Raw genomic sequence first — 5037 nt, forward strand, 5'->3', positions numbered from 1 at the left:
GTTGCGGTCGCTGGCACACACCTACGGCGACACGGCGCCCGGCGGCGGCGCCCTGCTCGGTTCGGTGAAATCCAACGTCGGCCACGCGCTGGCCGCCAGCGGGGCCCTCGGCCTGGCCAAAGTGGTGGTGTCCGCGGCCCACGGCGCCGTCCCGCCGACGCTGCACGCGTCGGAAGCCAGCCCGGAAATCGACTGGGACCGCCAGGGATTGCGCCTCGCGACGACGCTGACGCCGTGGCCCGCGATCGGCGGCCAACGGGTCGCGGCGGCGTCGGCATTCGGCATCGCCGGCACCAACGCGCACGTGATCGTCTCCCTCCCCGAGGTCGCATGATGCTGACCGCCCCGTTGCCCGACGGCCGCGCGCCGGTGCTGCTCTCGGCGCACGACGAAGGGCTGATCGGTCAGGACGCCCGGGCCATTGTGGATTATCTGGGCCGCGATGACGCGGACACCGCGGCGGTAGCTTCGACGCTGCTGCGCCTGCGGCGGGTGCGCCGGCACCGCGCGGCGGTGCGGGCCTCCGGCCGCGGCGAGCTGCTCTCCGGCCTGTCCGCGCTGGCCCGCGGCGAGGAGCATCCGCTGGTCACCCGATCCTCCCTCGGTGCCGCCCCCTGCATCGCCTTCGTGTTCCCCGGTCAGGGCAATCAATGGCAGTCGATGGGTGCCGATGCCTACCAACGGCTTCCGGCGTACCGGGCCGAGGCCGACCGGTGCGCCCGGGCCTTCCGCGCCGCCGGCCTGCCCTCACCGCTGCCCTACCTGATCGGGGAGCGCGACGGGAACTGGTCGCGCACCGAAATTCAGGGGGCGCAGTTCACCCACGCGGTCAGCCTGGCCCACCAGTGGCAATTCCACGGCGTGCTGCCGGCCCTCGCGGTTGGTCACAGCCTCGGTGAGGTGGCGGCGGCGTACGTGGCCGGCGCGATCTCGTTGCCCGACGCGGTCAGCCTGGTCGGCGCCCGCGCCACCATCGTCGACCAATTGGCGGGGCGCTACGCCATGGCGGTGCTCGGTGCCGGCGTCGACGAGGCCGAGTCCCTGATCGGAGAAACGGCGGGCTGGCTGGAAGTCTCGGCGGTCAACGGCCCGGCGTCGACCGTGGTGTCCGGAGACCGCGACGCCGTGGCGGCCGCGGTGCGGCTGGCGCGGCAGCGGGGCGTGTTCACCCATCAACTGGCGGTGGATTACCCGGGGCACACCAGCGTGCTGCGTCAGTTGCGCGCCGCGCTGGCCGAGCGGGTGCCCCGCTCGGCATTCCGGGACGGTCCGGTGCGGTTCATCGGTTCGACCTTTGGCGCCCCGGTCGGCAGTGGCGCCGACTTCTCCCAATACTGGTATGAAAACCTCTGCAGCACGGTCCGGTTCGACCAAGCGGTGGCGGCGGCCCAACGGCTCGGGGCCAACACGTTCGTCGAGCTGTCCGCGCACCCCTCGCTGCTGTATCCGCTCGCCGACCTGATCGGCGAGACGGCGGTGGCCGTGGGGTCCGGTCATCGTGACGGCGACATCGTCGACACGCTGGCGGCGAACATCGCGGCCGTGGCGACCGCCGACCCCGGCTGCCAATGGGCCCACGCCATCCCCGGTGGCGTCCGGCCACCGCTGCGCGGGTTCCCGAACGCGCCCATGCGGGCCGTCCACCTGTGGGCGGCGCCCGAACCGCCGATCGAGACCGCGCCGCCCGCCCCGGCACTCAACGTCGTCATCGAGGACTGGCGGCACGCGGCCCCGTCGGCCGCGCCGGGCGCCGACGTCGGCGTCTTCGCCGCCGCGCCGACGGCAGGCGCCCTGACGCGCCGCCTCATCGATGCCCTTGGGGCGCAAGGTGGTTGCCGGGTGGTGCCGCCGAACGACGCCGAGGTCCTCGCGGTCATAGCGCCGGAGCTGGACGAGCCGGACCCCGCCGCCGCGGTCGAGCAGATCGGTGGCCGGCCGGACGCGGGTCTACCCGACTACGCCGCCCTGATCGGCCCGCGCTGCCGGACCGTCTGGTTGCTCACCGCGGGCGCCGAGACCGTCGATCCGGATGACTCCGACGCCGTCCCGGCGCAGGCGGCGCTGGCCGCGATGCATCGCAGCGCCGGGTTCGAATTCCCCGAGCAGACCTTCACACATCTCGACCTGCCGGATCGGGACGTCAACGCCGCAACCGCGCGCGCCGTCGTCGACGCCCTGCTCGGCGAGGCGGCCGAGGTGGCGCTGCGCGGCGGCGAATCGCCGCGACCCTACGTCCGAACCTTTCGGCACTGCTCCGACTCGGCAACCGAACGGCCGCTGAGTGCCGACGCGCTGGACCACGTGGTGATCACCGGCGGCAGCGGAGCCATCGGCCTGCAGTATGCGCGGTACTGCGTCGAGCGCGGGGCGCGGACGGTCACGTTGTTGAGCCGCAACGGCATCGGCGGGGACGCGCTGCGCCGGCTCACCGAAAACCACGGCGCCGAGGTACACGCCCCGCGCTGCGACATCACCGATCCGGCCGCCCTCGCGGCCGTCGCGGCCCGACACGCCGGCCCGGGCGCGTCATTGCTGATCCATACCGCCGGCATCGCCGAGGCCCGCCCAAGTTCCGAGCTGAGAGGCGCCGACGTGGCGGCGGTGTGTGCCGCCAAGGTTCGCGGCCTGGCGGTGCTGGCCGAGGTGTGGCCGCTGCGGCCGGACTGCCGAATCCTGGCCTGCTCGTCGGTGTTCGGGGTATGGGGCGGCCACGGCCACGCCGCGTACGCCGCCTCGAACCGGATGCTCGACGTGCTGGTCGCCGCGCTGCGCCGCAAGGGCCGCGACGCCATGGCGATCCGGTGGGGCCTGTGGCAGACCGCCGGTGTCGTGACGGCCGAGGAGATCGCCCGCACCGAACGCTCCGGCCTGATCGCGATGGCTCCCGAACGGGCGATCGAGGCGAGCCTGCGCAGCTACGACGGCGATCCGCTGATCTTCGACGCGGACCTCGACCGGCTCGGGGTGTTCTTCGAAAGTCAGGGCATGCCAACGCCGTTCACGACGCCGGTCGCGGCAGCGGACGAGTCCGCGGCCAAACCCCTCGCCGCGGCGGTGCGCACCGAACTCGCCGCGACGCTGCAGCTGGCTGACCCGGCCACGATCGACCCGACCGCACCGCTCATCGACCTCGGTGTCGACTCGCTGCTCGCACTCGACTTGCGCAAGCGGCTGCGCCGGACGGTCGGAAGCTCCGTACCCGTCGCCCGCATGCTCGGCGGGATCACCCTCAACGAATTGATCGACGCGTTGAGCGCCGGCTCAGCCGGCGGCTCGCGGGACGGAGTGACACTCGACGCTCCCGAAGGCAGAAAGGTTGGACTCCCAGCGTGACGGACACCACCGGGACCAGGGCCCGTCTCGACGACGAGCGCCTGGAGATATTGCGCCGCAAGATCGCCGAACGCGGCCTGGGCAGGCCGGCCGTCGAGACACCCGCGGCAAGCCGTCCGCGGCCGCGCATGTCCGCCGGCCAGCACCGGATGTGGTTCGTGCAGTCGGTGGACCCGGACAGCGCGCTGCTCAACGTCTGCGTCTCCTATCGCATCACCGGGCCGGTCGACCCCGGCCGCTTGCGGCGCGCGGTCGACGCCGTCGCCGCGCGGCACCCGGTGCTGCACACGACATACGCCGTGGGCGCGGACGGCGACCCGTATCCGGTCCTCCGGGAGGAGCTGCGGCCCGAGTGGGCCGACCACGACCTGTCGGGGCTGTCCGATCAGGCCCGCCGGCTGAGGTTGGACGTGCTGGCGCAGCGGGACTTTCGCCGGCCCTTCGACCTGGCCGAGGATTCGCCGCTGCGGGTCACCGTGGCCCGCCTGTCCGCCGACGAGCTGATGCTGTTGATCACCGCCCATCACGTCGCCTGGGACGACGCCTCGTGGACACCGTTCTTCGCCGACCTGACCCGCGCCTACACCGACCCGGACGCATTCGACGACCAACCCGCGTCAGCGGCGCCACCCCCGGACGACGCCGCGGACCCCGCGGCGGACACCCAGTACTGGCGGCCCCTGATGGCGAATCTGCCCGAGCCGCTCGAACTTCCGGGCCCCAACGGCTCGGTGGTGCCCAGCACGTGGCGCGCACAGCGCGCCACCGCGCGGTTGCCGCGGGCCACCGTCGATCGGGCGGCCGCGCTGGCGCGGGAAACCGGTGCCACCCCCTACATGGTGCTGATGGCGGCGTTCGCCGCGCTGGTGCACCGCTACACCCAGTCGACGGACTTCCTCGTCGCCGCCCCCGTCCTCAACCGTGACGTCGGGACCGAGTCCGCCATCGGCTACTACAGCAATACCGTGGTACTCCGCCTGCGGCCGGAGCCACACCAGACGTTCCGCGAGCTGCTGGCCCAGACCCGGGACAGCGCGGTGGGCGCCTTCGCGCACTCGCGCGCCGACTTGGAATGGCTGGTGCGCGAGTCCAATCCCGATCGCCGGCACGGCGCCGACCGGATGACCCGGGTGAGCTTCGGGCAGCGCGAGCCCGACGGCGCCGGCTTCTGCCCGCCCGGGGTGCGATGCGAGCGGGGGGAGCTGCGCGGCCATTTCAACCAGCTGCCCTTGAGTTTCATGGTCGAGCTGGACCGCGCTGCGAATGGCCCGAGCGGCGGGCTTGTCGAAGCCGAATACCTGGTCGAGGTGCTGGATCAGTGGCTGGTCGATCAGTTGCTGCGGCACTATGCCGTGTTGCTGGACGACGCGTTGCGCAATCCCGACGCCGCGCTGTCGGCGTGCGCGCTGATGGACGCCGATGACGCCGAATGGTTGCGCAGGGCCTCGACCGGCGAGGACTTCGAAACCCCGGCCGCCACACTGCCCGAGCTGGTCACCCGCCGGGCCGGGCTGTCGCCCGAGGCCGTCGCCGTCGTCTGCGAGGGACGCCAGTACACCTACCGCGAGATCGACGAAGAGTCGAACCGCCTGGCCCACTGGCTGATCGAGCGGGGCATCGGCACCGAGGACCGCGTCGCGGTGTTGCTGGACAAGTCACCCGAATTGGTCATCACCGCGCTGGGCGTGCTCAAGGCGGGCGCGG

2 protein-coding genes and 1 pseudogene are annotated in these 5037 nt (G+C 72.7%); all 3 read left to right on the plus strand.

Features of this window, described 5'->3' with window-relative positions:
- Window positions 1-334: pseudogene (locus tag A9X04_RS15545) on the plus strand (polyketide synthase); the annotation flags it as partial.
- Window positions 331-3333 carry a mycobactin polyketide synthase MbtD gene (gene mbtD, locus A9X04_RS15550; RefSeq protein ID WP_231985739.1) on the plus strand — a complete coding sequence of 1001 codons (3003 nt, stop codon included), beginning with the start codon at window positions 331-333 and terminating at the stop codon, window positions 3331-3333. The pseudogene A9X04_RS15545 and the gene mbtD, both read left to right, overlap by 4 nt.
- Window positions 3330-5037: condensation domain-containing protein (locus A9X04_RS15555; protein WP_156764375.1), on the plus strand; the 1708-nt coding region annotated here is incomplete at its 3' end. The genes mbtD and A9X04_RS15555, both read left to right, overlap by 4 nt.

Source organism: Mycobacterium sp. E3247 (assembly GCF_001667785.1).
GTDB lineage: Bacteria > Actinomycetota > Actinomycetes > Mycobacteriales > Mycobacteriaceae > Mycobacterium.

Excerpts from the sequence above, each read along its gene's own strand:
- mbtD (WP_231985739.1), top strand. The coding sequence starts at position 331 with ATGATGCTGACCGCCCCGTTGCCCGACGGCCGCGCGCCGGTGCTGCTC.